The sequence below is a fragment of the Actinomadura sp. 9N407 genome (genome assembly GCF_044326315.1).
GTDB lineage: Bacteria > Actinomycetota > Actinomycetes > Streptosporangiales > Streptosporangiaceae > Spirillospora.
The window spans coordinates 1-26,996 of sequence record NZ_JBIRAW010000038.1 but is presented as its reverse complement, the minus strand read 5'-3'; the positions used below and the strand labels follow the sequence as shown (position 1 = coordinate 26,996).

Here is a 26,996-nt window from a genome sequence, read left to right as displayed (position 1 = left end):
GCCCGTACGGTCCGGCGGCCATTCCCGGGCACGTTCACTGAGAGACACGGGAGAGAACCCCAGGTGGGGGCACCGGCGATCCGCGGGAGGACAGGATGGACGAGCAGGCGGCGGGGCAGGAGGCGGGACAGGACTGCGTCCTCTGCCCGCCATTGCGGTTCCGGCTCAACGCGATGGCGGACCTCCCGGGGGCGCCGGCCGTCCTCGCGGCCGACGACGACTTCTTCCTCATGCCGGATCTGGCTCCGTTGGTCGAAGGGCACGTGCTGCTGGTGACGGCGAGGCATCTCCAGTGTGCCGGAGCCTTCGGGAAGGGTCTGTGGGCCAAGGCGTGGCAATGGCGTCACCGTGTCGCAAGGGTCTACCGTGCCGCCTACGGCAGCGATGACCTGCTGATGTTCGAGCACGGCCCCGGAACGCCGCAGGGCGGGGGCGCGTGCATCGACCACGCCCACTGGCACCTGCTGCCCGCCCGCGCGGGTGTACGGAGCGTACGGGCCGTCCTGGAGGAGCGCGGCCTGCACGGCACCGCCGCCACCCGCGATGCCGTACGCGCCCATTTCGGTACGGGCCACTCCTACCTGCTCGTGGAGGAGGAGGGCGAGGCGACGGTCCATCCGGGCGACGGGGTACCGAGCCAGTTCCTGCGCTGGGCGGCCAGGAACGTCTACGACCAGGACGCGGGCGGCCGTGCGTGGCGGTGGCAGGAGTCGTTCGGGCTGCCGGGCAGCCGTACGCGCTTCCTGCACACTCTGGGTGACCTGCGTGCCGCACTGGCGGCGGCGCACCAGGACGAGGGCGAGGAAGAGGTCTCAGCGGCCTGACCGCGCCGCCAGCCACCAGAACAGCTCGCCGGCGGCCAACCGGTCACCGAACCCGGCCCGTTCCACGCTGTCGTCGTAGCCGGTCGCGTACTCCAGTCGCAGCCCGTCCCGCTGGTACGCGAGAGCCTGTTCGAGCGAACTGGCGCCGTAGCGCAGCAGCCACAGCGGCCGTCCGGGCACGGTCTCGTCCATGACGGGCAGCAGCTCGCGCACCTCGGCGGAGCAGGTCATCGTCGCGGGCCGGCCGAGCAGCCGCGCCAGCGTCGGCGCCTCGCTGAACACGACGTCGGCCAGCCGGAGCAGGGGGATCACCTCGGGCGCCGGCAGCCGGGCGTCGATGTCGTGCGGGACGAGGTCGAACGCGACCAGCGTGCCGTGCCGGCGGGCGATCTCCGCCGCCCGCAGCAGCGCGCCGCGCGAGACCGGCGACAGCAGCGCGTACCCGTCGAGGAACAGCACGTCCGCGCGCCGGATCTCGCCCGCGGCGGCGTTCACGTCCCGTTCCGACAGGCGGCGGTTGGGCGTGTCCTCCTCGGCCACCAGCAGCCTGACCCCGTGGGCGCGGCCGGGCGCCACGCCGTCGCGCAGCATCACGGTGACGCCGTTGGCGGCGCCCCGCTCGACGCGGAGCAGGTCGCGCAGCCCGAGCCGGCGCAGTTCGCGCCGGATCACCGGGGTGTAGTCGTCGTCGCCGACGCGGGCGAGCACGCCGGCGCGCTTGAAGTAGCCGGCCGCCGCGCGGGCGAGGTTGACCGCCGTCCCGGCGACCATGGCCCGAGCGGGCGCGTAGGCGAGCCGGTCGGCGGTGACCTCGGTGAAGCGCAGGTCCGGCAGCGTCGCGCGGACCTCGATCCGGACGTCGCCGATCGCCAGCAGGCGGAACCGGCGCTCGGCGATCCCGTCGAGGCCGGGCCAGTCGGCGGGTGAACGGGCGGGAGTCTCGATGATGTCCATGGCGGGGGGCTGTGCGCGGGGTCAGCCGGGTGCCGGAGCACCCGGCGGGAAGGAGCCGGGCAGCCGCTCCGGCAGTGGCTCGGGCGGCCGCTCGGACAAGGGTTCGGACAGCGGATCGGAGAGCGGATCGGGGAGCGGATCGGGCAGGGACTCGGGCAGCGGATCGGACAGGGACTCGGACAGGCCGGCGGACATCGACCCGGGGACGGCGTCCGGGAGGGCGTCGGCGAGGGAGTTCAGCGGCGGGGCGGCCTCCGGATGCATCAGCAGGAACGCCCGCATCACCGGGCGCAGGCTCGGGATGAGGTCGTAGGCGGCGATCTCGGCCAGCGGCACCCAGGTGGGGTCCACCAGATGGTCGCCCGGCGTCTGGTTCTCCAGCGTGATCTCGCGGGTGACCGGCCGGCACAGCCGCGCGGCCGCCACCACCCGGATCGCCCGGGCGCGCTCGCCGAACGCGCCCGGCTCGCGGTGGTCGGCGCGGTCGCCGCGGACGGGCCGCCGGCTCCGGCGGTCGCGGCGGTCGGGCATGTACCACTGCCAGAGATGGAACGGCGGGCCCGGCTCGATCTTGAGGCCGACCTCCTCCCAGACCTCGCGCCGGATGTGCTCGTCCAGATCGAGGTCGCCGGCCACCTCCAGCCGGCCCCCGGGCACCTCCCAGCGCCCGGGGTGGTGCGGATCGGACGGGGCCTTGCGGACCATCAGCAGCCGGTCGCGGTCGGTGATGAACGCCTTCTGCGCGAACTCCAGCCTCGGCTGCGGTGAGGTGAGGGCACTGGGTAGTGGGGCATCGGTCCTGAATGCGGGCATAGCGAAGGAGTCTTTCCGTGCTACCGAACCCGGCGGTCCGTGCTGTGACCACGGTAACAATGATCCCCGGCACGGGGAATGAACGGCCCCGGCGGCATGTTGTGACCGTCACGTACCCCCGTCCCTGCCGTCCCTTCCGCTCCGCTCCGGCGTGAGCGGGCGTGGCGGCCCTTCACGGCCCCACGGCGCGGGTCACGGTAAGGCCCCGCAGGTGATAGGCTGAATAACCGACCGGCCCTGTGCGGACATCCCCGTGATGCACCCGCCCGGGGCGCTCAAGCGGAGGCCATCTCCCACCTGACCGGCCAGTCGAGGCCGGTGGGTTTCGGTCCGGCGTACGGGCGTCGCGGCGCCCGATCCGCCGTCGTCGCGGATGCTCAGGCGTCCGGACGGCGTCGGCGACGGCCGGAGGTGGCCCCGCATGCGAGTCGTGCGGGGCTTTTCGTATGGAAGGCCCGGGGTACGACCGGTCGCACAAGTCGTGAGAACGGCCCCAAGGAGGTCCCATCAGCGCTGAACCGCGTATCAACGACCGCATTCGCGTGCCCGAGGTCCGGCTCGTCGGCCCGAACGGCGAACAGGTGGGCATCGTTCCCATCGCCAAGGCCCTCGAACTCGCCCGCGAGTCGGACCTCGACCTGGTCGAGGTGGCGCCGACCGCGCGCCCGCCCGTCGCGAAGCTCATGGACTACGGCAAGTTCAAGTACGAGTCAGCGATGAAGGCGCGTGAGGCGCGGAAGAACCAGGCGCACACGATCATCAAGGAGATCAAGCTCCGGCCCAAGATCGACCCGCATGACTACGAGACCAAGAAGGGTCACGTGGTCCGGTTCCTCAAGGCCGGGGACAAGGTCAAGGTCACGATCATGTTCCGTGGTCGTGAGCAGTCCCGGCCTGAGCTGGGCTTCCGGCTGCTGCAGCGGCTGGCCGACGATGTCGAGGACCTCGGCTTCGTCGAGTCGCGGCCAAAGCAGGACGGCCGGAATATGATCATGGTGCTCGGACCGCACAAGAAGAAGGCGGAGGCCAAGGCCGAGCGCGCCGCCGCGAAGGCGGAGCACGACGTCGGCCCCAGCGCCGTCTGAGTCCCGGCCCCGCCGGGCCGGAACGGGGCGGCCGTCCGCGACCGCCCCGCCCTGATCCCGCGCTCGCGGGATCGTGACGCACGTACATTGAGCCTGTCCAGGCGCGTTCCAGCCGGCAGTCAAGCCGGTGGGACGGAACGCGTCCGTACAGGCACGCCCCCGCGCCCGCCGCGGCGGGCCCGGGAAGATCGAGGGAGACGACGGCGACCATGCCGAAGACCAAGACACACAGCGGTGCCAAGAAGCGTTTCAAGCTGACCGGCTCCGGCAAGGTGATGCGCCGCCGCGCCAACAAGAACCACCTGCTCGAGCACAAGTCGTCCAGGCGGACGCGCCGCCTCGACGGCCCGGCCGTGGTGGCTCCGGCCGACGCCAAGAACATCAAGAAGCTGCTGCGCAAGTAGCCGGCGACCCAGCAACCCGTACGACCGGCCGAGGCCTGGAGGCCCCGGCCCCCACGAAGGAGCACAACACGTGGCACGCGTGAAGCGGGCGGTCAATGCCGCCAAGAAGCGTCGGGTCGTCCTGGAGCGGGCGAGTGGCTACCGCGGCCAGCGGTCGCGCCTGTACCGCAAGGCCAAGGAGCAGCAGCTCCACTCGATGACGTACGCCTTCCGGGACCGCAAGGACCGCAAGGGGCAGTTCCGCCGGCTGTGGATCCAGCGGATCAACGCCGCGGCCCGCGCCAACGGCATGACGTACAACCGGCTCATCCAGGGCCTGAAGCTCGCCGAGGTCGAGGTCGACCGCCGCATGCTGGCCGAGCTGGCCGTCAACGACGCCCCGGCCTTCGCCGCCCTGGTGACGGTGGCCAAGAACGCGCTGCCCGCCGAGGGCAGCGAGGCCGCCTGACCGGCGGACGGCGTTCACCACATGGCGGGCCGCGAGCTGACCTCTGTCCGATCTCCACGGGTGAAGGCGGCTCGGCGGCTCGCCAAGCGCACCTTCCGGCGCCGCGAGCGGCGCTTCCTCGCCGAAGGGCCCCAGGCCGTACGGGAGGCCCTGGAGATCCCCGGCGGGCTGGTCGAGCTGTTCGCCACCGCCGAGGCCGAGACGCGTCACCCGGAGCTGGTGGCGGCCGCCGAGGCGGCGGGCGTTCAGGTGCTGCGGGTCAGCGGCGAGGTCATGGCCGAGCTGGCCCAGACCGTCACCCCGCAGGGGCTGCTGGCGGTCTGCGGCTTCGTCGACGTGACCCTGGAGTCCGCGCTGGAGCCGTCCCCGCGGCTGGTGACCGTGCTGGCGCACGTCCGTGACCCGGGCAACGCCGGCACCGTCCTGCGCACGGCCGACGCCGCCGGCTCGGAGTCGGTGGTGTTCACCGACGCCTCGGTCGACCCGTACAACGGCAAGTGCGTGCGGGCCTCGGCCGGGAGCCTGTTCCACCTGCCCGTGGTGATGGGGCCGCGCTTCGACGCGCTCATCCCCGAGCTGAAGAAGACCGGGCTGACCGTCCTGGCGGCGGACGGCGCCGGGACGCGCACCCTCGACGACGCCATGGACGACGGGCTGCTCGCGCGGCCCACGGCCTGGGTGTTCGGCAACGAGGCATGGGGCCTGCCGGAGGAGATCCTGCGGCATGTCGACGAGGTCGTCCGGGTACCCATCCACGGCCGGGCCGAGAGCCTCAACCTGGCCACCGCCGCGGCGGTCTGCCTGTACGCCTCGGCCCGCGCCCAGCGCGCGGCGGTCGGCTCGTCCGGTTCCTGATCGCAACACGGCCGTGTTCCGGTATGGCCGTGTTTCGGCATGGCGGTGTTTCGGTACGGCCGTGTTCTGTTCCCGCTCCGGTGACCGGATCCGGCCGGTTCGCGCGGGGTGTCGATGGTCCTGACCTGCGAGAATAGGGCCGCGCTCGGCGGCCGTACGGGGGACGTACGGGAGCGGGCGCGCCGGGCGGCTCGTTCCTGAGGAGGAGCGTGATACCAGACCGGCGAGGGATCCGCGGGCCTCACCAGATGCCTACGGTGTTGACGAGGACGGCGACGAGGCCGTGCGAGCTGGGGGCGACATGATGACCGACGATGGCAGGACGGCCAGGAGGCGTGCCCGACGGGTACCCGACCTGCGCTGCCGCGCGGGCGCGCCGCGCCCGGCGCGCGAGGCGGGGCACGACGGCACGGGGGTGCCGCCCTTCGCGGACGGCGGCTTCGAGATCGAGGTCGTGCGGACCGAGGGCGACGCGGCGGTCGCCGCCGCGTGCGGCGAGATCGACGTGCGGACCGCCGACATCCTGCGCGGCCGGCTGATGGAACTGCACGCCGCCGGCCACCGCCACCTGGTGGTCGACTTCTCCGATGTCGCGTTCTGCGACGCGGCCGGGCTCGGCGCGCTCGTCGCCGTGCAGAACCGCCTCGGCGCCGACGGCGGCGGGGTCCGGCTCGCCGGGGCGCGGCCCGCCCAGCGCAAGCTGCTGCGCATCACCGGCCTGCACCGCGTCTTCGGCCTGTACGACGACGTCGAGGGCGCGCTGGCCGCGACGGCCCCCTCCACGCGGTAGCCGCCGGGCCGGGCCCGCGGCCCTGGCCTCCAGGGCCACACATGCCTTGCCGCAGGGAGTTTCACGGGTCCCGCAAGGCGGTCCGGTGCCGATAGAGTCTCTACTCGACAGGCCGCGTTCTACCCGTGTCTGGAGGCCGTTGTGGGCGGAGACGACTCCCCGCACGCGCCTCGCCGCATGCCCTCGGCCGAGGGCGCCTCCCGTTCCGTACAAGAGGACATGAACGACGATCTCCCCGACGGGCTGCTGGTGGCGGACCGGGACGCCCGCGTCATCACGTTCAACGCCGCCGCCGTGCGGATGACCGGCATCGCCGGCGCCGACGCGATCGGCCGCGACTTCCGCGACGTGCTGCCGCTGCACGACGCCGAGGGCCGCGACTGGTGGAAGTGCCTGGCGCCCTACGACGGGCTGGCCACCCGCACCCGCCATCCCGAGCGCTCACTCTTCCTGCCCGGCGGTGTCGAGCTGCTGGTCACCGCCGCCTACCGGCGCGACGGCGAGGGGCGGGTGCGGCGCTTCACGGTGTGCCTGCGCGACGCCGCGGTCCGGGCCCGCCAGGAGCGCGACCGGGCCGACCTCGTCTCCACGGTCGCGCACGAGCTGCGCTCCCCGCTGACCAGCGTCAAGGGCTTCACCGCCACGCTGCTGGCCAAGTGGACCCGCTTCAACGACGACCAGAAGCGCGTCATGCTGGAGACCGTCAACGCCGACGCCGACCGGGTGACGCGGCTCATCACCGAACTGCTGGACGTGTCCCGGATCGAGGCGGGCCGGCTGGAGATGCGCCGCCAGGTGGTCGACCTGGTCGAGGAGACCCGCAAGGTGATCGCGGGCCGGGTCGCGGCGGGCGAGGCCGAGGACCGGTTCCGGTTCGAGGCGCGCGGCGAACTGCCGGAAATGTGGCTGGACCCCGACAAGGTGGACCAGATCCTCGGCAACCTGGTCGAAAACGCGGTGCGGCACGGCGCTGGTACCGTCACCATCGTGGTGGAGCCGGACGCGCACAAGGAGGGGGCCGCCGTGTCGGTACGCGACGAGGGCGAGGGCATACCGCCCGAGGCCGTCCCGCGCGTCTTCCGGCAGTTCTGGCGCGGTCCCGGCGGCAACCGCCGCGGCGGCACCGGTCTCGGCCTCTACATCGTGAAGGGCCTCGTCGAGGCGCACGGGGGCACCATCACCGTCCGGCGCGCCCCCGGTGGCGGCGCCGAGTTCCGATTTACGATGCCCGCGGGCGCTCCCGACTACGCCTCCTGATCGTTCTCAGGGAGCCGTACCCCGGGCCGAGCGCCGGCGGGCTTTCCGGATCCCCATCGCCCGCGCACTAGACTCGGGCGATCCACGCCGACCGGAGTTCATCACACCACCATGTCTGCACCCAATAAGTCCTACGACCCTGTCGAGGTGTCCGCGTTGCAGCCCGAAGCGCTCGACGCCGCGCGTGACGATGCCCTCGCGGCGATCGCCGCGGCGGCCGGCCTCGACGAGCTCAAGCAGGTCCGGCTGGCGCATGCCGGCGACCGTTCCCCGCTGGCCCTGGCCAACCGCGAGATCGGCGCGCTGCCGCCGGCCGCCCGCGCCGAGGCCGGCAAGCGGATCGGTGCCGCCCGCGGCGCCGTCGGGCAGGCCCTCAAGGCCCGCCAGGCCGAGCTGGAGGAGGAGCGCGACCAGCGCGTGCTGGTCGAGGAGACCGTCGATGTCACGCTGCCGTGGGACCGCGCCCCGCGCGGCGCCCGGCACCCGCTGACCACGCTCCAGGAGCGGATGGCCGACGTCTTCGTCTCGATGGGGTTCGAGGTCGCCGAAGGCCCCGAGGTCGAGGCGGGCTGGTTCAACTTCGACGCGCTGAACTTCGAGCCCGACCACCCGGCGCGCACGATGCAGGACACGTTCTTCGTGGAGTCGGAGGACACCGATCTGGTGCTGCGCACGCACACCTCGCCGGTGCAGGTCCGCTCGCTGCTGTCGCGGCCGCTGCCGGTGTACGTGGTCGCGCCGGGCCGTACGTACCGCACCGACGAGCTGGACGCCACGCACAGCCCGGTCTTCCACCAGCTGGAGGGCCTGGCGGTCGACGAGGGCCTGACCATGGCCGACCTGCGCGGCGGCATCGACGCGTTCGTCGGCGGCATGTTCGGCGAAGGGCTCACCACGCGGTTCCGCCCGTCGTACTTCCCGTTCACCGAGCCGTCGGCCGAGGTCGACATGCAGTGCTTCGTGTGCCGGGGCGCGTCGGTGGAGCCCGGCGCCGAGCCGTGCCGTACGTGCGGCTCGGAGGGCTGGATCGAGCTGGGCGGCTGCGGCATGGTCAACCCGCGGGTGCTGGTGGCCTGCGGCATCGACACCGACCGCTACAGCGGCTGGGCGTTCGGGCTGGGCGTGGAGCGCTCGCTGATGTTCCGGCACGGCGTCGAGGACATGCACGACATAGTGGAGGGCGACGTGCGCTTCGCCCTCCCGTTCGGGATGGAGATCTGATGCGCGCCCCGCTTTCCTGGCTGCGGGAGTACGTGGCACTCCCGGCCGGCGTCACCGGCCGCGACCTGGCCGCCAAGCTGATCGCGGCGGGCCTGGAGGTCGAGACGGTCGAGCAGGCCGGTCTCGACGTGACCGGGCCGCTCGTGGTCGGCCGGGTGCTGGCCATCGAGGAGCTCACCGGGTTCAAGAAGCCGATCCGCTACTGCCAGGTCGACGTCGGCCAGGCCAACGGCACCGGCGAGCCGCAGAACATCGTCTGCGGCGCCGCCAACTTCGCGGTCGGCGACCGCGTCGTGGTGATCCTGCCCGGCGGCGAGCTGCCCGGCGGCTTCACGATCGGCTCCCGCAAGACCTACGGCAAGGTCTCCGAGGGCATGATCTGCTCGGTCCGCGAGCTGGAGATCGGCGACGACCACGACGGCATCCTGGTGCTGCCGCCCGGCGACGAGCCGGCCGGCACCGACGCCATCGAGCTGCTCGGGCTGCGCGACGACGTGCTCGACATCGCGGTCACGCCCGACCGCGGGTACGCATTGTCGATCCGCGGGCTGGCGCGCGAGGCGGCCACCGCCTACGGCGTCCCGTTCACCGACCCGGCCGACGTGCAACCGCCGGCGGACTCGGCCGATTCGTACCCGGCGGGCATCGGCGACCCGACCGCCTGCGACCGGTTCGTGCTGCGCGAGGTGCGCGGCTTCGACCCGTCCGCGCAGACCCCGATCGCGATGCGGGTCCGCCTGCACCGCGCCGGGATGCGCCCGGTGTCGCTGGCCGTCGACATCACCAACTACGTGATGCTGGAGCTGGGGCAGCCGCTGCACGCGTTCGACCGGGGCAAGCTGACCGGCCCGATCGTGGTCCGGCGCGCCGCCGCGGGCGAGCGACTGGAGACCCTGGACCACGTCCGGCGCGAGCTGCACGCCGAGGACATCCTGATCACCGACGAGTCGGGGCCGATCTCGATGGCCGGCACGATGGGCGGGCTGGCCACCGAGATCGACGAGAAGTCCGCCGACATGGTGATCGAGGCCGCGCACTTCGACCCGATCGGTACCGCCCGGATGAGCCGGCGGCACAAGCTGCACAGCGAGGCGTCGTACCGGTTCGAGCGCGGCGTCGACCGCGAGCTGCCGCTGTACGCCTCGTACCGCGCGGCGCGGATGCTGGCCGAGCTGGGCGGCGCCGAGGTTCTGCCCGGCGTGACCCACGCCGAGGCCCCGGTCGAGCCGGTCACCGTCTCGATGGCGGCCGGTCACCCCGGCCGGGTCGCGGGCGTCCCGTACGAGCGCGACGCGGTGGTGCGGCGGCTCGAGCAGGTCGGCTGCACCGTCGAGAGCGGTGCCGACGCGCTCACGGTGACGCCGCCGTCGTGGCGGCCCGACCTCACCGACCCCAACGACCTGGCCGAGGAGGTCATCCGGCTGGAGGGGTACGACGCGATCCCGTCGCGCGCGCCCCGTCCCAGCACCGGGCGAGGCCTCACCACGGACCAGCGCCTGCGCCGCCGCGTGGGCCGGGCCCTCGCCGGAGCCGGGTACGTGGAGGTCCTGAGCTACCCGTTCGCGGCCGAGAAGGACTGGGACGCCCTCCAGCTCCCGGCCGATGACGCGCGCCGCCGGGCGCTGCGGCTGGCCAACCCGATGTCGGAGGACGAGCCGCTGCTGCGCACCACGCTGCTGCCGGGCCTGTTCAAGGCGCTGGCCCGCAACGTGGGGCGGGGCTTCGGCGACGCGGGCCTGTACGAGCTGGGCCTGGTCTTCCGTCCCCGCGAGGGCGGCCCGGGCCGCGCGCCCCGGCTCGCGGTCGACCGCGGGCCGACGGCCGAGGAGATCGCCTCGCTCAAGGCGGCGCTGCCCGACCAGCCGCAGCGGGTCGCGGTGGTGCTGGCCGGTGAGCGGGAGCCGTCGGGCTGGTGGGGCAAGGGCCGTGCCGCCGACTGGGCCGACGCCGTCGAGGCCGCCCGTACGGTGGCCCGCGAGGCCGGGGTCGAGCTGACGGTCAGGGCCGACCGGCACGCGCCCTGGCACCCGGGCCGCTGCGCCGCGCTGTACGCGGGGGACACCCTCGTCGGGCACGCGGGCGAGCTGCACCCGCGCGTGATCAAGGCGTACGGGCTGCCGGCCCGCAGCTGCGCGATGGAACTGGAGCTGCGCCGTCTCGGTGACGTGGGCGTGGTGCGGGCACCGCACGTGTCGTCCTACCCGGTCGCCACGCAGGACGTCGCGCTGGTCGTCGACGCGGCCGTGGCCGCGGCCGAGGTCGAGGCGGCGCTGCGCGAGGGCGCGGGCGAGCTGCTGGAGTCGGTGCGGCTGTTCGACGTCTATACCGGCGAGCAGGCGGGGGAGGGGCGCAAGTCGCTGGCCTACTCGCTGCGGTTCCGCGCGCCGGACCGGACGCTGACGGCAGAGGAGGCCGGCGCGTCCCGGGACGCCGCGGTCGCCGCCGCGGCCGAGCGCACCGGAGCCGTCCAGCGCGGCGGCTGACACCTGCCGACGCCTTCCGGAAGCGGCCCCCGCCACGGTGCGGGGGCCGCTTTCGCGTTCCCAGGAGAAAATCCTTAACGCTACTTGTGTTGCGTTAGATCGGCGGGTAGGCTGGGCCCATCACATCGTCGTCCGGTAGGGGAGTCCGTTGAGGAACTGAGGTCGCAGACACCGCGCGGTGGTATCCCTCGCGCACGTGACCTTGGTTGGACCCCTTTCGTCCCGGGCGTTTTTTCATGCCCGCACGCTTGTGCGCGTTCCGCGGTGTCTCCACGTGTCCTGTCGAATCCGGTGCGTCATGGAGGACCGCTCATGTCTTTGTCTTTCGCTTCATCCCCCTTCTCCGTCGTCTGTTCCGAGGTGTCGTTCGCCTGGCCGGACGGCACCACGGTCCTGGACGGCCTGGACGCCGCGTTCGGTACGGGCCGGACCGGCCTGATCGGCGTCAACGGCTCCGGCAAGTCCACCCTGCTCGCACTGATCGCGGGGGAGCTGAGCCCGGCGTCCGGGACGGTCGGCGTCGCGGGCGAGATCGGCTACCTGCCGCAGAACCTCCCGCTCGGTACCGCCCGTACCGTGTCCGACCTGCTCGGCATCTCCGCGACCCGTTCGGCGCTGCACGCGATCGAGCGGGGCGAGGCGACCGAGGAGAACTTCACCGCGGTGGGGGAGGACTGGGACGTGGAGGAACGGGCCCGCGCCGAGCTGGACCGGCTCGGCCTCGACGGGCTCGGCCTGGACCGTACGGTCGCCACGCTCTCGGGCGGGGAGGCCGTCATGGTCGGGCTGGCCGCCCAGTTGCTCGCCCGGCCCGACGTCCTGCTGCTGGACGAGCCCACCAACAACCTGGATCTGGACGCGCGCCGCCGGCTGTACGAGGCGGTGTCGTCCTGGCCGGGCGTGCTGATCGTCGTCAGCCATGACCGGGAGCTGCTGGACCTGGTCGACGAGATCGCCGACCTGCGCGAGGGCGGCGTGCGCTCGTTCGGCGGCAACCTGTCCGCCTACGAGGAGCTGCTCGCGGTCGAGCGCGAGGCGGCCGAGCGGGCCGTCCGCGTCGCCGGGAGCGACATGCGGCGGCAGAAGCGCGAACTGGAGGAGGCCCATGTGAAGCTGGCCCGGCGGGTCAGGTACGGCGACAAGATGTACGAGCAGAAGCGCGAACCGAAGGTCATCATGCAGGAGCGCAAGCGGCAGGCGCAGGTGTCGGCCGGCAAGCACCGGCTGATGCACGAGGACCGGCTCTCGGACGCTCGCGAGCGGCTGTCGGAGGCCGAGGAGGCGGTCCGTGCCGATGCCGAGATCCGGGTCAGGCTGCCCGCCACCGAGGTTCCGGCGGGCCGTACCGTCCTCACGGTGAACGGACTGCCCGCCCAGCAGCCCGCGTCCCTGGAAGAGCTGATCGTCCGGGGGCCGGAACGGATCGCGCTGACCGGCCCGAACGGCTCCGGAAAGACGACGTTCCTGCGCTCGCTGCTCGGCGAGGGCCCGGAGGGGCTCCAGGTGAAGATCGGCGTCGAGGGCGTCCGCTACCTGCCGCAGCGGCTGGACGTCCTGGACGACCGGCTCAGCGTGGTCGACAACGTGCGGGCCTTCGCCCCGTCGGCGTCGGTCAACACCGTACGGGCCGGCCTGGCGCGCTTCCTGTTCCGCGGCCGGCGGGCCGAGCAGCCCGCCGGGACGCTGTCGGGCGGGGAGCGCTTCCGGGCGGTGCTGGCGGCGCTGATGCTGGCCGAGCCCGCACCGCAGCTGCTGATGCTGGACGAGCCGACCAACAATCTCGACATGGCCAGCGCCCGCCGGCTGTCGGAGGCGCTGGAGGCCTACCAGGGTGCGCTGATCGTCGTCAGCCACGACGTCCCGTTCCTGCGGACCATCGGGATCACCCGCTGGCTGCACCTGGACCGGGACACCGGCCTGACCGAGATCGAACCGATGTAGGGCCCGCTCCGGCCCGGCCCGGGGTTCCGCCCCGGGCCGGGCCGGACGGACCAGGCTCCAGCCTGATCACGGATCAGGTGCCGGACGGATCAGGTCAGGACGCGCTTGGTGAACGTGCGCGTCGCGAACCAGGTCAGCACGGCGGTGCCGCCGATCAGCGCCAGCGAGAACGCCCAGGTCGGCATGTGCCCGACACCGGGCGTCAGCGCGGCGCGCAGTGCCTCGCTCACGTACACCAGCGGGTTGAACAGGCTGGCGATCTGCAGCCAGCGGATGTCCTCCAGCGCCGACCACGGGTAGTAGACGCAGCCGAGCATCGTGACCGGCAGCAGGACCACCGCGAACAGGATCTGCGCCTTCTGCGGGTCGATCAGCGTGCCCAGCAGCAGCCCGGCCGAGGCGGCCAGCAGCGAGCCCACCACCATCGCCATGATCAGGATCGGCCAGCTGCCCACCTGCACCTCGGGGGCCTGGCCCTCGGCGTGGATGAACAGGACGGCGGGGAAGACCAGCAGCCCGCCGACCAGGCCCTGCAGCGCGGCGGCGGTGATCTTCTGGATCGCCAGCAGCGGGATCGGCAGCGGTGCCAGCGCCCGGTCGGTGATCGAGCGCTGCCAGGTCAGCTCCATCATCAGCGGCATGATCGCCGCCATCATCGCCTGCATCAGCATCGACGAGGCGACCAGCCCGGGCACCAGGATCGTGGTGAAGTTGGCGCCGCCCGCGCCGCCCATCATCCCGGCGCCGCCGATCTTCGGCAGCACGAAGGAGAACACGAACACGAACATCAGCGGCTGGATCAGCACCCGCAGGAACGTGGACAGGAAGTTCTTGCGCATCACCCGCAGCTCGCGGGCCATCATGCCGCCGAAGGTGCGCGCCAGGGTGGGCCGCATCGCCGGCGGAGCCGGCACGGCCTTGCCGGCCTTGTCGGCGGCCTTGCCGGGGACTTCGTCGATCGCCATCAGTCGCGGTACTCCCGTCCGGTCAGGGTGAGGAACACGGTCTCCAGGCTGGGCCGCAGCTGCGAGGCGTCGGTGACGCCGACCCCGGCGGCCGCGCCGATCGCGACCAGCTCGCCGAGGACGCCGTCGGGCTCGCGGGCGAAGACCCGGACCTGCTCGCCGGCGACCTCGACCCGCTCGATCCCGGAGCGCTCGCGCAGCTTGCCGACGTCCTCCGGGGGCGTTCCGTCGTAGGAGACGCTGATCACGGTGTCGGCGCCCGCGGAGTCCTTGAGGCCCTCGACGGTGCCGCTGGCCAGGATCCTGCCGTGGTCCACCACGGCGAGCCGGTCGCAGAGCTCCTCGGCCTCCTCCATGTAGTGCGTGGTGAGGACGATCGTCTGGCCCTCCTGCTGCAGGCCGCGCAGCACCTCCCAGAGGTTGACCCGGTTCTGCGGGTCCAGGCCGGCGGTGGGCTCGTCCAGGAACAGCACCTCGGGCCGGTGCACCAGGGCCCGGCAGATCATCAGCCGCTTGGCCTGCCCGCCCGACAGCTCGAACGGGGTGCCCTTGCGGCGGTCCTGGAGGGTGAACATCTCCAGTAGCTCGTCGGCCCGGCGGCGGGCGTCCTTGCCGGACATGCCGAAGTAGCGGCCGCGGAACTCCAGGTTCTCGAACGCGTTGAGATCGTTGTCGAGGGTGTTGTTCTGCGACACCATGCCGATCCGGCGCTTGACCTCCACCGACCGCCGGACGACGTCGAGCCCGCACACCTGCGCGGCGCCGGACGTCGGCACCACCAGGGTGGTGAGCATGCCGATGGTGGTGGACTTGCCGGCGCCGTTCGGCCCGAGCAGGCCGAAGAACTCGCCCTCGGCGACCTCCAGGTCGATGCCCTGCACGGCCGGCACGTCGCCGCGCGGGCCGGAGTAGGTCTTGTGCAGGTCGGTGGTGCGAACGGCCACCGGCGGCCCCTCGCCGGGCGCGTCCTCGGGGGGTGCGGTCACGTGGATTCCTCTCGTGCGGTGGTCGTCACCGGCGGATCGGCCGTGCGACCGGCCGGTGACCGGTCTGCGGGACGGGCCGTGCCGGCGTCCGGCGGGCCCGCCGCGCAGGCGGCGAGACCCCCGTCGTCCTGGAAGGCGTGGAAACGGGCGATGAGGGTCAGCAGGAAGCGGCGTACGGCGGGCTCGTCGGCCTCGTCGACGTCGTACAGGCCCCACAGGTCCTCGGCCAGCGCGCTCCCGGTCGCCGTGACCAGCGCCAGGCCGGAGCCGGTGATGTGGACCCGGACGGCCCGGCGGTCGGCGGGATCGGGACGCCGCTCCACATGCCCGTTGCGTTCCAGCGTGCCGACCACCGAGGTGACGGTGGCCGGTGTGATCATCAGCTGCCGGGCCAGTTCCCCGGCGCGCCGCCCGTCCTGGACCACCAGCGCGCGCAGCAGGAAGAAGCCCGCCGGGCTCGTCCCGTGCCGGTCGGCCAGCCGCCACATGACCGGCCCCGACAGCTTGGCGGCCGCCGCGAACAGCCGGCCGATCGGCCATTCGTCGACGGCACCGAGTGCCGTCGGGTCGCCGAAGCCGAGATCCGGCGTCTCCATGGGCCCATTCTTGGGCGGCCGTTATTTAGCTGTCAAACCTTTAGCCGTCGAAGCAAATCCGCCCCAGCGGCCCCGGGGATCAGTTTGGATATTCATCCAGCATCATGCATACTCTTGCTTATCGATCAGCGGGGAAGGTGAAACGGACACCATGGGCATCAAGGCGGCGGTCGCCGGCGCCAGCGGATACGCCGGCGGCGAGGTGCTGCGCATCCTCGCCGGCCATCCGGAGTTCGAGATCGGCACACTGACGGCGGGCTCCAGCGCGGGCACCGAACTCGGCGCGCACCAGCCGCACCTGCGATCCCTGGCCGATCGCGTCCTGGCGGAGACCACGCCGGAGACGCTCGCCGGGCACGACGCGGTCTTCCTGGCGCTGCCGCACGGGCAGTCGGGCCCGCTGGCCGAACGACTGGGTGACGACATGCTCGTCATCGACTGCGGCGCCGACTTCCGGCTGACCGACGCCGACGACTGGACCGACTTCTACGGTACGCCCCACGCCGGGACCTGGCCGTACGGGCTGCCCGAGCTGCCCGGCCAGCGCGCGGCACTGGCCGGTTCCACGCGGATCGCGGTCCCGGGCTGCTACCCGACGGCGGTCACGCTGGCGATGTTCCCGGCGTTTCTGGCCGGGCTGGTCGAGCCGGACGTGGTCGTGGTGGCCGCCTCCGGAGCCTCCGGCGCGGGCCGCGCCCTCAAGCCCCACCTGCTGGGCAGCGAGGTCATGGGCGGGATGAGCCCGTACGGCGTCGGCGGCGTGCACCGGCACACGCCCGAGATGATCCAGAACCTGAGCGGCGTGGCGGGCGAGCCGGTCATGGTCTCCTTCACCCCCACGCTGGCGCCGATGAGCCGCGGCATCCTGGCCACCTGCACCGCCAGGACGCGGCCCGGCGTCACGCTGGAGACCCTGCGCGACGCGTACGGGCTGGCCTACGAGGACGAGCCGTTCGTCGGCCTGCTGCCGCAGGGGCAGTGGCCGTCGACCGCCATGACGCTGGGCGCCAACACCGCGCTCCTCCAGGTCGCCCACGACGAGCGCGCCGGCCGCGCGATCGTGGTCGCCGCCATCGACAACCTCACCAAGGGCACCGGCGGCGGTGCCGTGCAGAGCGCCAACATCGCCCTCGGCCTGCCCGAAGAACTCGGTCTCACCACGATCGGAGTGTCCCCGTGAGCGTCACCGCCCCCAAGGGCTTCCGCGCCGCCGGCGTCGTCGCCGGGCTCAAGGACAGCGGAACCCGCGATCTGGCCCTGGTCGTCAACGACGGGCCGTCCCGCGCGGCGGCCGCCGTCTTCACCCGCAACCGCGTGAAGGCCGCGCCCGTCCTGTGGTCCGAGCAGGTCCTCCAGGGCGGCCGGGTGCGCGCGGTGGTGCTCAACTCCGGCGGCGCCAACGCCTGCACCGGCTCCGCCGGCTTCCAGGACACCCACGCCACCGCCGAGAAGGTCGCCGCCGTCCTGCAGGACTCGGCGGGTGAGATCGCGGTCTGCTCCACCGGCCTGATCGGCGAGCGGCTGCCGATGGACCGGCTGCTGCCCGGGATCGGCACCGCGGGCGCCGAACTGACCCGCGGCGACGGCGGGCTGGCCGCCGCGGACGCGATCCGTACCACCGACACCGTCGCCAAGATCGCCTTCCGGCAGGGCGCCGGCGGCTACATGATCGGCGGGATGGCCAAGGGCGCCGGCATGCTCGCCCCGTCGCTGGCCACCATGCTCTGCGTGATCACCACCGACGCCGGCCTGGACGCCGCCGCGCTGGACCGCGCGCTGCGCGCCGCCACCGGCGTCACCCTCGACCGGCTCGACGCCGACGGCTGCATGTCCACCAACGACACCGTCCTGCTGATGGCCTCCGGCGCTGCTGGCGTCACGCCGGACGAGGCCGAGTTCACCGCGCTGCTCACCGAGGTCGCCGCCGACCTCACCCGGCAGCTGCTGGTGGACGCCGAAGGCGCGTCCAAGGCCATCACCATCGAGGTCGTGGGCGCCCACAGCGAGACCGACGCGGTCACCGTCGGCCGCTCCATCGCCCGCAACAACCTGCTCAAGTGCGCCATCAACGGCGAGGACCCCAACTGGGGCCGGGTCCTGTCGGCCGTCGGCACCACCGACGCCGTCTTCGAGCCCGACCACCTCAACGTGGCCATCAACGGCGTGTGGGTCTGCCGGAACGGCTCGGTCGGCGACGACCGCGACAAGGTCGACCTGCGCCCCCGGGACGTGACGATCACCGTCGACCTGTCGGCCGGCCCGCACAGCGCGGCCGTCTGGACGACCGACCTCACGGCCGACTACGTCCACGAGAACTCGGCGTACTCGACGTGAGCGGCATAACCAGCGGGGCGCGGATGCGGAAGAACCGGGCCGGGGTGATGGACAAGGCCGAGACGCTGATCAAGGCGCTGCCGTGGCTGGAGCGGTTCCAGGGCGCCACCGTCGTGATCAAGTACGGCGGGCACGCGATGAGCGACGAGGCGCTGCGCGCCTCGTTCGCCGAGGACGTGGTGTTCCTGCGGTACGCGGGGCTGCGGCCGGTGATCGTGCACGGCGGCGGGCCGCAGATCAACGCCGCGCTGGAGCGGGCCGGGATCGAGTCCAGCTTCACCGCCGGGCTGCGGGTGACCACGCCGGAGGCCATGGAGGTCGTCCGGATGGTCCTGGTCGGCCAGGTCAACCGGGACGTGGTGGGGCTGCTCAACCGGCACGGCGCGTTCGGCGTCGGGATGTCGGGCGAGGACGCCAACCTGTTCACCGCCGAGCGCAAGCACGCGCTGGTGGACGGCGAGCCGGTCGACATCGGCCAGGTCGGCGAGATCGTCGAGATCCAGGTCGGCGCGGTCCGGGCGCTGCTGGACGACGGCCGGATCCCGGTGATCTCCAGCGTGGCCCGGGGCGACGACGGCGAGGTCTACAACGTCAACGCCGACACCGCCGCCGCCGCGCTGGCCGTGGCGCTGGACGCGTCCAAGCTGGTCGTGCTCACCGACGTCGAGGGCTTGTACGCCGACTGGCCCGACAGCGACGACGTGATCGACAGCCTGACCGCCGACGAGCTGGCCGCGCTGCTGCCCGAGCTGACCGCCGGCATGGTGCCGAAGATGGAGGCCTGCCTGCACGCGGTCCGCGGCGGCGTCCCGCAGGCGCACGTCCTGGACGGCCGGGTCCCGCACTCGGTGCTGCTGGAGATCTTCACCGACGAGGGCATCGGCACCATGGTCATGCCCGGCGTCCCCGGCGCCGTGGCGGGCGAGAACGAGAACGAGAACGAGGGAGAAGTCGCATGAGCGCGGTCAACGACGATCTCAGGGCACGCTACGAGACGGCGTTCATGCCCAACTACGGGGTGCCGCCGCTGGCGCTCGCGCGCGGCGAGGGCAGCCGGGTGTGGGACGCCGACGGCAACGCCTACCTCGACCTCATCGCCGGCATCGCGGTCAGCAGCCTCGGGCACGGCCACCCGGCCCTCGTCGAGGCCGTGACCGCCCAGGTCACCGCGCTCGCGCACACCTCCAACCTCTTCCTGAACGAGCCCGAGGTCCGGCTGGCCGAGAAGCTGCGGGAGCTGCTGGACGCCGACGGCCGGGTGTTCCTGTGCAACAGCGGCACCGAGGCCAACGAGGCCGCGCTCAAGCTCGCCATCAAGTACGGAAAGTCCAACGGCCGGTCCTGCTTCGTCGCGGCCGAGAACGGCTTCCACGGCCGCAGCATGGGCGCGCTGTCGCTGACCGGCAAGGCCTCCATCCGCGAGCCGTTCGGCCCGTACGCGCTGGACGTACGGTTCGTCCCGTACGGCGACGCCGCCGCGCTCAAGGCGGCGGTGACCGATGAGTGCGCGGCGGTGTTCCTGGAGCCCACGCAGGGCGAGGCGGGCGTCGTCCCGCCGCCGGACGGCTACTTCGCCGCCGCGCGGGAGATCTGCGACGCCACCGGCGCGCTGCTGGTCGCCGACGAGATCCAGTCCGCGATCGGCCGTACCGGCACCTGGTTCGCGTTCCGCAACGAGCTGCCCGACGCGACCCCCGACATCCTCACCCTGGCCAAGGGCCTGGGCGGCGGGCTGCCCATCGGCGCCTGCGTCGCCTTCGGCCGGCACGGCGAGATCTTCGCCAAGGGCGACCACGGCAGCACGTTCGGCGGCAACCCGGTGGGCGCCGCGGCGGCGCTCGCGGTGATCGAGACCATCGAGAAGGACGGCCTGCTCGACCATGTCACGGCGGTGGGCGAGCGGCTGGCCGGCGGGATCGCCGCGATCGGCCATCCGCTGCTGGCGGGCCTGCGGGGCCGCGGCCTCTGGCGGGGCCTGGTCCTGACCGAGGCCAGGTCGGGCGCGGTCGAGGCCGCGGCCCGTTCGGCCGGGTTCCTGGTCAACGCGCTGCAGCCGGACGCGGTCCGGCTCGCCCCGCCCCTGATCCTCACCCACGAGCAGGCGCAGTCGTTCGTGGACGCCCTCCCGGCGATCCTCGACGCGGCTTCGGAAAAGGAGGGCTGACCGATGGTGCGGCACTTTCTCCGGGACGACGACCTCACCCCCGCCGAGCAGGCCGAGGTGCTGGAGCTGGCCTCCGTCATGAAGGCGGACCGCTTCGGCCACCGGCCGCTGGAGGGCCCCCGCACGGTGGCGGTGCTGTTCGACAAGCCCTCCACCCGGACCCGGATCTCGTTCGCGGTCGGCATCGCCGAGCTGGGCGGGCACGCGCTGGTCCTGGACGCCGGGAGCAGCCAGCTCGGCCGCGGCGAGTCCATCGCCGACACCGCCCGCGTCCTGGAGCGGCAGGCCACCGCGATCGTGTGGCGGACCGCCGGGCAGGAGCGGATCGAGGAGATGGCCGCGGGCACCGCCGTCCCGGTCGTCAACGCCCTCACCGACGAGTTCCACCCCTGCCAGATCCTGGCCGACCTGCAGACCGTCCGGGAGGCCAAGGGCGCGCTCGCGGGCCTCACCCTCGCCTACTTCGGCGACGGCGCCAACAACATGGCCCACTCCTACCTGCTGGGCGGCGCCACCGCCGGGATGCACGTACGGATCGCCGCCCCCGAGTCGCTGCCGCCCGACGCGGCGGTCCTGGCGCGGGCGGCGGAGATCGCGGCGGCCACCGGCGGCTCGGTCGACGTGACCGCCGACCCCAAGGGGGCCGCCGCGGGCGCCGACGTCCTGGCCACCGACACCTGGGTGTCGATGGGCCAGGAGGGCAAGGACACCTCGCTGTACGAGCCGTACGCGATCGACGAGGCGCTGCTGTCGCTGGCCGGCGACGAGGCGATCGTGCTGCACTGCCTGCCCGCGTACCGGGGCAAGGAGATCGCGGCGTCGGTCCTGGACGGTCCGCGCAGCGCGGTCTGGGACGAGGCGGAGAACCGGCTGCACGCCCAGAAGGCGCTGCTGGCCTGGCTGCTGCTGCGTTCGGAGGCCGTCTCGCCATGACGATGCCGATGACCAAGCCGGCGCGGCAGGCCAAGGTGGTGGACCTGCTGACGCGCAACCCGGTGCACTCGCAGGCCGAGCTGGCCCGGCTGCTGGGCGAGGCGGGCGTCGAGGTGACCCAGGCCACCCTGTCGCGCGACCTGGTCGAGATCGGCGCGGTACGGCTGCGGGCCGACGACGGCAGCCTGATCTACGCCGTCCCCGGCGAGGGCGGTGAGCGGATCCGGCGGGCCAGGACGGGTGCCGGCGACGCCGAGTCGTTCACCGGCCGGCTCGGCCGGCTGGCGGCCGAGCTGCTGGTCTCCGCCGAGGCGTCGGCCAACCTGGTGATGGTCAGGACCCCGCCGGGCGCCGCCCAGTACCTGGCCTCGGCGATCGACCACGCCGAATGGTCCTCGATCCTCGGCACGGTCGCCGGCGACGACTCGATCCTGGTCATCGCGCGCGATCCGGCCGGCGGGCAGGAGCTGGCCGAGGCGCTGCTGCGGCTGGCCGCGGGCCGCGAGAAGCGAAGCTAGGGGCCGCGCCCCCGCCTGCGACCGGCACCGACCGACACGAACCGACTTCCCAGAGGAGAACGACCATCATGAGCGAGCGCGTCGTACTCGCCTACTCCGGGGGACTGGACACATCCGTGGCCATCCCGTTCCTGGCCGAGCAGACCGGCGGCGAGGTGATCGCCGTCGCGGTGGACGTCGGCCAGGGCGGCGAGGAGCTGGACGCCATCCGCAAGCGGGCCCTGGCCTGCGGCGCCGCCGAGTCCGTGGTGGTCGACGCCCACGAGGAGTTCGCCCGGGACTTCTGCTTCCCGGCGCTGCGGGCCAACGCCCTCTACATGGACCGCTACCCGCTGGTCTCCGCGCTGTCCCGGCCGCTGATCGTCAAGCACCTGGTCGAGGCGGCCGAGCAGTACGGCGGCACCGCGGTCTCGCACGGTTGCACGGGCAAGGGCAACGACCAGGTCCGGTTCGAGGCCGGGCTGTCGGCGCTGCACCCGGAGCTGAAGGTCATCGCCCCGGCCCGCGACTACGCCTGGACGCGGGACAAGGCGATCGCCTTCGCGGAGGAGAAGGGCCTGCCGATCGACGTGTCGGCCAAGTCGCCGTACTCGATCGACCAGAACCTGTGGGGCCGGGCCGTCGAGACCGGCTTCCTGGAGGACGTCTGGAACGGCCCCATCGAGGACGTCTACGACTACACCGCCGACCCCGCCGAGCCGCGCGAGGCCGACGAGGTCACCATCACCTTCCGGGCGGGCGTCCCGGTCGCGCTGGACGGCCGCGAGCTCGGCGCGTACGAGCTCATCGCCCAGCTCAACCGGCGTGCGGGCGCCCAGGGCGTCGGCCGGATCGACATGGTCGAGGACCGGCTGGTCGGGATCAAGAGCCGCGAGGTGTACGAGGCGCCCGCCGCGATCGCGCTGATCGCCGCGCACATGGAGCTGGAGAACGTCACCGTCGAGCGCGACCTCGCCAGGTTCAAGCGGTCGGTGGACCAGCGCTGGGGCGAGCTGGTGTACGACGGCCTGTGGTTCTCGCCGCTGAAGGACTCCCTGGACGCCTTCATCGACGACTCCCAGAAGCACGTCTCCGGCGACATCCGGATGACGCTGCACGGCGGCCGCGCGGTCGTCACCGGCCGCCGCTCGGACGCCTCCCTCTACAGCTACGACCTGGCGACCTACGACACCGGCGACACCTTCGACCAGAGCATGGCCAAGGGGTTCGTGGAGCTGTGGAGCCTGCCGACCAAGATCGCAGCCATCCGGGACCGCGACCAGCGGGCCTGATCCGAAGCGCACAGCCCGTACGACGGCCACGGCCACCTCCGCGCGTGCGAGGCGGCCGTAACCGGTGCGTGCCGCGGTGGCAATACAGTGGAGGACCGCGGCCTCCGGCGGGACGGCCCGCATCCGGGCCGGCCCCATCCAGCAGCACGGCCCCATCCAGCAGCGCAGGCCCATCCAGCAGCACAGGAAGAAGAGGATCTTCGTGACCAAGGCACCGACGCGACTGTGGGGCGGCCGGTTCGAGGGCGGCCCGTCGGACGCGCTCGCGCGGCTCTCGGTGAGCGTCCAGTTCGACTGGCGGCTCGCTCCGTACGACCTGATGGGCTCGCGCGCGCACGCCCGCGTCCTCAACCGGGCGGGGCTGCTCACCGGCGACGAGCTGGAGCGCATGCTCGGTGCCCTCGACGACCTCGAGCAGGCCTGCCGCAGTGGCGAGTTCCGGCCGACCGTCGCCGACGAGGACGTGCACACCGCCCTGGAGCGCGGGCTGCTGGAACGCCTCGGCGCCCTCGGCGGCAAGCTGCGCGCCGGCCGCAGCCGCAACGACCAGGTGGCCACCGACCTGCGGCTCTACCTGCGCGACCACGTCCGGAAGATCGTCAGCCGGCTGGTCGAGCTGGAGACGTCCCTGATCGGCCAGGCCGAGCAGAACCTGGGCGTGGCAGCCCCCGGCATGACCCACCTGCAGCACGCCCAGCCGGTGCTGTTCTCGCACCAGCTGCTGGCCCACGTCCAGCCGCTCACCCGCGACATCGACCGGCTGCTGGACTGGGACCGGCGCGCCGCGGTGTCCCCGCTCGGCTCCGGCGCCCTGGCCGGCTCCTCGCTGCCGCTGGACCCCCAGGCCACCGCCGCCGAGCTGGGCTTCGACTCGGCCGCCGCCAACTCCATGGACGCCGTCGCCGACCGCGACTTCGTCGCCGAGTTCCTCTTCGCCGCCGCGCTGGCCGGCGTGCACCTGTCCCGCCTGGGCGAGGAGATCTGCCTCTGGGCCTCGCAGGAGTTCCGCTGGATCGAGATGGACGACACCTACGCCACCGGGTCGTCGATCATGCCGCAGAAGAAGAACCCCGACGTGGCCGAGCTGGCCCGCGGCAAGGCCGGCCGCCTGATCGGCCACCTGGTCGCCCTGCTCACCACCCTCAAGGGCCTGCCGCTGACCTACAACCGCGACCTGCAGGAGGACAAGGAGGGCGCCTTCGACGCGGTCGAGACGCTGCTGCTCGTCCTGCCCGCGATGGCCGGCCTGATCGCGACGATGCGGGTCAACACCGAGCGGCTGGAGGCCTCCGCCCCCGACGGCTTCGCCCTCGCGACCGACCTGGCCGAGCTGCTCGTACGGCGCGGGGTCGCCTTCCGCGACGCGCACGAGATCGTCGGCCACCTGGTGGTCTACTGCCAGGTCAACGACAAGGACTTCGACGACCTGACCGACGAGGAACTGGTCAAGGTGTCGCCGCAGCTGACCGCCGACGTCCGCGAGGTCTTCAACGTCCACGGGGCACTGGCGTCCCGCAAGGCCCACGGCGGCACCGCCCCCGACCGCGTCCGCGAGCAGATCGCCGCGCTGCGCGCCCTGGCCGACGAGCACGCCGCCTGGGCCGCGGGTTCCGACTGACCCGGATGTCCGCTTCCCCCCTGCCACGCGGCTTCTTCGACCGCCCGGTCGACGAGGTCGCCCCCGACCTGCTGGGCCGCGTCCTCGTCCACGGGGACGTGGCGCTGCGGCTGTCCGAGGTCGAGGCGTACGCGGGCCCCCTCGACCCGGCCTCGCACGCCTACCGCGGCCGTACGCCGCGTACCGACGTGATGTTCGGGCCGCCCGGCCACGCCTACGTGTACTTCACGTACGGGATGCACTTCTGCGTGAACCTGGTCTGCGCGAAGGAGGGCACGGCCTCGGCCGTCCTGCTCCGCGCGGGCCAGGTGATCGACGGGCTCGAGACCGCCCGCTCGCGCCGCCCCCGTTCCACCGAACGCGACCTGGCGCGCGGCCCGGCGCGGCTGTGCCAGGCCCTGGGCATCGCCCGCGAGCAGAACGGCTCGGACGTGTGCACCCAGGGCGGGCCGATGCTCATCCTCCCGGGAGAGCCCGCCGACCCGTCCCTGATCAGGACCGGCCCCCGGACCGGCGTGAACGGCGCCAAGGAGACCCCCTGGCGGTTCTGGGTCGACGGCGACCCGTCGGTCTCCCCGTACCGCGCCCACGTACCCCGCAAGCGCAAACCGGCGGTCTGACGGCCGGGAACGATTCGCGCCGGGACACGAGGTCTCCGTCCCGGCCCGGGCGCTCACGTCGGGCCGCTGAAAACCGTTACCGTGAACGGCGTTCCATCAGCCAATCTGGGTGGACCGACCACCCGCATGCCGGAGACGAGGGAGAACGTGACCGACATCCTCGAGGATCTCGTGTGGCGCGATCTGATCGCGCAGTCCACCGATCTGGACGAAATGCGGGCGCTGCTCGCCGCGGGGCCGGTCACCCTCTATTGCGGATTCGACCCGACGGCGCCCTCGCTGCATCTGGGCAACCTGATCCAGATCCTGATGCTGCGCCGGTTCCAGCGGGCCGGCCACCGCCCGATCGGCCTGGTCGGCGGCGCCACCGGCCTGATCGGCGACCCCAGCGGCAAGAGCGCCGAACGCGTGCTGAACTCCGAGGAGACCGTCGCCGGCTGGGTCGCGCACATCCGCGGCCAGGTCTCGCGCTTCCTGGACTTCGACGACGTCCCCAACGCCGCCACGATGGTCAGCAACCTGGACTGGACCGGATCGATGACGGCCATCGAGTTCCTGCGCGACGTCGGCAAGCACTTCCCGGTGAACCGCATGCTGGCCCGCGAGACGGTCAAGAGCCGCCTCGAGACCTCCGGCATGAGCTACACCGAGTTCAGCTACGTGCTCCTGCAGTCGATGGACTTCCTGGAGTTGTACCGGCGGCACGGCTGCCTGCTGCAGACCGGCGGCAGCGACCAGTGGGGCAACCTCACCGCGGGCGCCGACCTGATCAGGCGGGTCGAGGGCGTCGCGGCCCATGCCCTGACCACGCCCCTGCTGACCAAGGCCGACGGCACCAAGTTCGGCAAGACCGCCGGCGGCGAGACCTACTGGCTCGACCCCGAGCTGACCTCGCCGTACGCCTTCTACCAGTTCTGGTTCAACGCCGAGGACCGCGACATCGAACGCTTCCTCAAGGTGTTCAGCTTCCGGTCCCGGGAGGAGATCGAGGACCTGATCGAGCAGGGCGCCGAACGTCCCGCCGCCCGCGTCCCGCAGCGCTCGCTGGCCGAGGAGATGACCACCCTCGTGCACGGCGCCGGCGAGACCGAGCGCGTGATCGCGGCGTCCCGGGCCCTGTTCGGGCAGGGCGCCCTGGACGAGCTGGACGAACGCACCCTCCGATCGGCCCTGGCCGAGGTTCCGCGTGCGGAGGTGCCCCCGGGCGACCTTCCGTCCGTGGTCGACCTCCTGGCCTCCTCAGGCCTGTGCAAGAGCAAGTCCGATGCCCGCCGGGCCGTCTCGCAGGGCGGGGCCTACCTCAACAACGCCAAGGTGGAGTCCGAGGACGCCGTACCGGCCGCGTCCGACCTGCTGCACGGCCGCTTCCTGGTCCTCCGGCGCGGCAAGCGCAACATCGGAGGCGTGGAGGTCGTACGGGGCTGACCAGCGGTTCTCGCGCCGAGGGCGCCCGTCCGGACGGTTCCGGGCGGGCGCCCTTTCGCCTGCCGAGGGCAAAACCTTGGCGGGATTCACGTCACAGTGCGGTCACGGGGACGGCCGCAGACCGTCCTGAGGCGACGAAAACCGCCTCTCACCTGGGCTTATGTGGCCTCGGACGCTGATTTGACGCTGTAGCGGGTCGGATCTAGTGTTCTACCTGCCCCCAGGGGAGCGGGACGCCGACAGGCGGCCGGCCCGGGGGAACTCCCAGAGCCCGACAGCGCGGATCTTCATTCGCGCCCGTCGAGCATGCGGGAGGGCTCGAATCGGCCGAAAGTTTGACAAAACGGACGAATCGGGTAGGCTTGAAGGGTTGCCCCGGAGCCTGGATCTGCGAGAGCGGGTTCGGCGCGGTGGGTGTCCGTTTCTTGAGAACTCAACAGCGTGTTAAAAGCCAGTGCCTTTATATGGTTCGGTCATGGTACCGGATCACC

At 72.6% G+C, this 26,996-nt stretch carries 25 protein-coding genes; 20 read left to right on the top strand and 5 right to left on the bottom strand.

What is annotated here, in order from left to right:
* Positions 1-95 precede the first annotated feature (95 nt).
* Positions 96-824, top strand: a complete 729-nt coding sequence (locus tag ACH34Q_RS39750) for an HIT family protein (RefSeq protein ID WP_395988359.1) — start codon at positions 96-98, stop codon at positions 822-824.
* Here the strand turns inward: ACH34Q_RS39750 and ACH34Q_RS39745 are convergent.
* Both ACH34Q_RS39745 and ACH34Q_RS39740 read right to left on the bottom strand, forming a co-directional pair.
* Complete coding sequence (locus ACH34Q_RS39745; RefSeq protein ID WP_395988358.1) at positions 813-1,778, bottom strand: PfkB family carbohydrate kinase; 966 nt, start codon at positions 1,776-1,778, stop codon at positions 813-815. The two genes, ACH34Q_RS39750 and ACH34Q_RS39745, sit on opposite strands and share 12 nt — an antisense overlap.
* A 21-nt stretch (positions 1,779-1,799) precedes the next feature.
* Positions 1,800-2,591 carry an NUDIX domain-containing protein gene (locus ACH34Q_RS39740; RefSeq protein ID WP_395988357.1) on the bottom strand — a complete coding sequence of 264 codons (792 nt, stop codon included), beginning with the start codon at positions 2,589-2,591 and terminating at the stop codon, positions 1,800-1,802.
* Between the two features lie 506 nt (positions 2,592-3,097).
* On the opposite strand from ACH34Q_RS39740, the gene infC reads away from it, so the two are divergent.
* The 9 genes from infC to ACH34Q_RS39695 all read left to right on the top strand — a co-directional run bounded on the left by infC (position 3,098) and on the right by ACH34Q_RS39695 (position 13,075).
* Positions 3,098-3,676 carry a translation initiation factor IF-3 gene (gene infC / locus ACH34Q_RS39735; protein ID WP_395988417.1) on the top strand — a complete coding sequence of 193 codons (579 nt, stop codon included), beginning with the start codon at positions 3,098-3,100 and terminating at the stop codon, positions 3,674-3,676.
* Positions 3,677-3,885: 209 nt separating this feature from the next.
* Positions 3,886-4,080, top strand: coding sequence for a 50S ribosomal protein L35 (rpmI, locus tag ACH34Q_RS39730; protein WP_395988356.1), 195 nt, complete (start codon positions 3,886-3,888; stop codon positions 4,078-4,080).
* Between the two features lie 70 nt (positions 4,081-4,150).
* Positions 4,151-4,528, top strand: a complete 378-nt coding sequence (rplT, locus tag ACH34Q_RS39725) for a 50S ribosomal protein L20 (protein WP_395988355.1) — start codon at positions 4,151-4,153, stop codon at positions 4,526-4,528.
* Positions 4,529-4,549: 21 nt separating this feature from the next.
* On the top strand, positions 4,550-5,383 hold the full coding sequence (locus ACH34Q_RS39720; RefSeq protein WP_395988354.1) for a TrmH family RNA methyltransferase: 834 nt from the start codon (positions 4,550-4,552) through the stop codon (positions 5,381-5,383).
* Positions 5,384-5,684: 301 nt separating this feature from the next.
* A complete protein-coding gene (locus ACH34Q_RS39715; RefSeq protein ID WP_395988353.1) occupies positions 5,685-6,173 on the top strand; it encodes an STAS domain-containing protein in 489 nt (162 codons plus the stop codon).
* Positions 6,174-6,350: 177 nt separating this feature from the next.
* On the top strand, positions 6,351-7,430 hold the full coding sequence (locus ACH34Q_RS39710) for an ATP-binding protein (protein ID WP_395988416.1): 1,080 nt from the start codon (positions 6,351-6,353) through the stop codon (positions 7,428-7,430).
* Positions 7,431-7,541: 111 nt separating this feature from the next.
* Positions 7,542-8,651: a phenylalanine--tRNA ligase subunit alpha gene (gene pheS / locus ACH34Q_RS39705; protein WP_395988352.1), complete on the top strand. Its 1,110-nt coding sequence runs from the start codon at positions 7,542-7,544 to the stop codon at positions 8,649-8,651.
* Positions 8,651-11,134, top strand: a complete 2,484-nt coding sequence (gene pheT / locus ACH34Q_RS39700; protein ID WP_395988351.1) for a phenylalanine--tRNA ligase subunit beta — start codon at positions 8,651-8,653, stop codon at positions 11,132-11,134. The genes pheS and pheT overlap by 1 nt, the downstream gene beginning before the upstream one ends.
* A 312-nt stretch (positions 11,135-11,446) precedes the next feature.
* The gene (locus ACH34Q_RS39695; RefSeq protein WP_395988350.1) at positions 11,447-13,075 is read left to right on the top strand and encodes an ABC-F family ATP-binding cassette domain-containing protein; all 1,629 of its coding nucleotides are present in this window, start codon (positions 11,447-11,449) and stop codon (positions 13,073-13,075) included.
* 89 nt (positions 13,076-13,164) lie between these two features.
* Here ACH34Q_RS39695 and ACH34Q_RS39690 read toward each other — a convergent pair whose 3' ends face one another.
* The 3 genes from ACH34Q_RS39690 to ACH34Q_RS39680 are packed head-to-tail and all read right to left on the bottom strand — an operon-like array spanning position 13,165 to position 15,622.
* Positions 13,165-14,040 (bottom strand): ABC transporter permease, encoded by an 876-nt coding sequence (locus ACH34Q_RS39690; RefSeq protein ID WP_395988349.1) that lies wholly within the window; start codon positions 14,038-14,040, stop codon positions 13,165-13,167.
* Positions 14,040-15,026 (bottom strand): ATP-binding cassette domain-containing protein, encoded by a 987-nt coding sequence (locus ACH34Q_RS39685; RefSeq protein WP_395988348.1) that lies wholly within the window; start codon positions 15,024-15,026, stop codon positions 14,040-14,042. Before ACH34Q_RS39685 ends, ACH34Q_RS39690 begins: the two co-directional genes overlap by 1 nt.
* On the bottom strand, positions 15,023-15,622 hold the full coding sequence (locus ACH34Q_RS39680) for a MarR family winged helix-turn-helix transcriptional regulator (protein ID WP_395988347.1): 600 nt from the start codon (positions 15,620-15,622) through the stop codon (positions 15,023-15,025). Before ACH34Q_RS39680 ends, ACH34Q_RS39685 begins: the two co-directional genes overlap by 4 nt.
* 151 nt (positions 15,623-15,773) lie before the next feature.
* Between ACH34Q_RS39680 and argC the strand changes: the two genes are divergently transcribed.
* The 10 genes from argC (at position 15,774) to tyrS (ending at position 26,505) form a co-directional block, all read left to right on the top strand.
* Positions 15,774-16,802 carry an N-acetyl-gamma-glutamyl-phosphate reductase gene (gene argC, locus ACH34Q_RS39675; RefSeq protein WP_395988346.1) on the top strand — a complete coding sequence of 343 codons (1,029 nt, stop codon included), beginning with the start codon at positions 15,774-15,776 and terminating at the stop codon, positions 16,800-16,802.
* Positions 16,799-17,956, top strand: a complete 1,158-nt coding sequence (argJ, locus tag ACH34Q_RS39670; protein ID WP_395988345.1) for a bifunctional glutamate N-acetyltransferase/amino-acid acetyltransferase ArgJ — start codon at positions 16,799-16,801, stop codon at positions 17,954-17,956. Before argC ends, argJ begins: the two co-directional genes overlap by 4 nt.
* A gap of 23 nt (positions 17,957-17,979) precedes the next feature.
* A complete protein-coding gene (gene argB / locus ACH34Q_RS39665) occupies positions 17,980-18,915 on the top strand; it encodes an acetylglutamate kinase (RefSeq protein ID WP_395988344.1) in 936 nt (311 codons plus the stop codon).
* A complete protein-coding gene (locus tag ACH34Q_RS39660; protein WP_395988343.1) occupies positions 18,912-20,120 on the top strand; it encodes an acetylornithine transaminase in 1,209 nt (402 codons plus the stop codon). Before argB ends, ACH34Q_RS39660 begins: the two co-directional genes overlap by 4 nt.
* Before the next feature lie 3 nt (positions 20,121-20,123).
* Positions 20,124-21,053 (top strand): ornithine carbamoyltransferase, encoded by a 930-nt coding sequence (gene argF, locus ACH34Q_RS39655; RefSeq protein WP_395988342.1) that lies wholly within the window; start codon positions 20,124-20,126, stop codon positions 21,051-21,053.
* On the top strand, positions 21,050-21,571 hold the full coding sequence (locus ACH34Q_RS39650; protein ID WP_395988341.1) for an arginine repressor: 522 nt from the start codon (positions 21,050-21,052) through the stop codon (positions 21,569-21,571). The genes argF and ACH34Q_RS39650 overlap by 4 nt, the downstream gene beginning before the upstream one ends.
* 68 nt (positions 21,572-21,639) lie before the next feature.
* Positions 21,640-22,842 carry an argininosuccinate synthase gene (locus ACH34Q_RS39645; protein WP_395988340.1) on the top strand — a complete coding sequence of 401 codons (1,203 nt, stop codon included), beginning with the start codon at positions 21,640-21,642 and terminating at the stop codon, positions 22,840-22,842.
* A gap of 202 nt (positions 22,843-23,044) precedes the next feature.
* On the top strand, positions 23,045-24,460 hold the full coding sequence (gene argH, locus ACH34Q_RS39640) for an argininosuccinate lyase (protein WP_395988415.1): 1,416 nt from the start codon (positions 23,045-23,047) through the stop codon (positions 24,458-24,460).
* A gap of 5 nt (positions 24,461-24,465) precedes the next feature.
* On the top strand, positions 24,466-25,080 hold the full coding sequence (locus ACH34Q_RS39635) for a DNA-3-methyladenine glycosylase (RefSeq protein WP_395988339.1): 615 nt from the start codon (positions 24,466-24,468) through the stop codon (positions 25,078-25,080).
* Between the two features lie 147 nt (positions 25,081-25,227).
* The gene (gene tyrS / locus ACH34Q_RS39630; protein WP_395988338.1) at positions 25,228-26,505 is read left to right on the top strand and encodes a tyrosine--tRNA ligase; all 1,278 of its coding nucleotides are present in this window, start codon (positions 25,228-25,230) and stop codon (positions 26,503-26,505) included.
* The last annotated feature ends 491 nt before the right edge of the window (positions 26,506-26,996 follow it).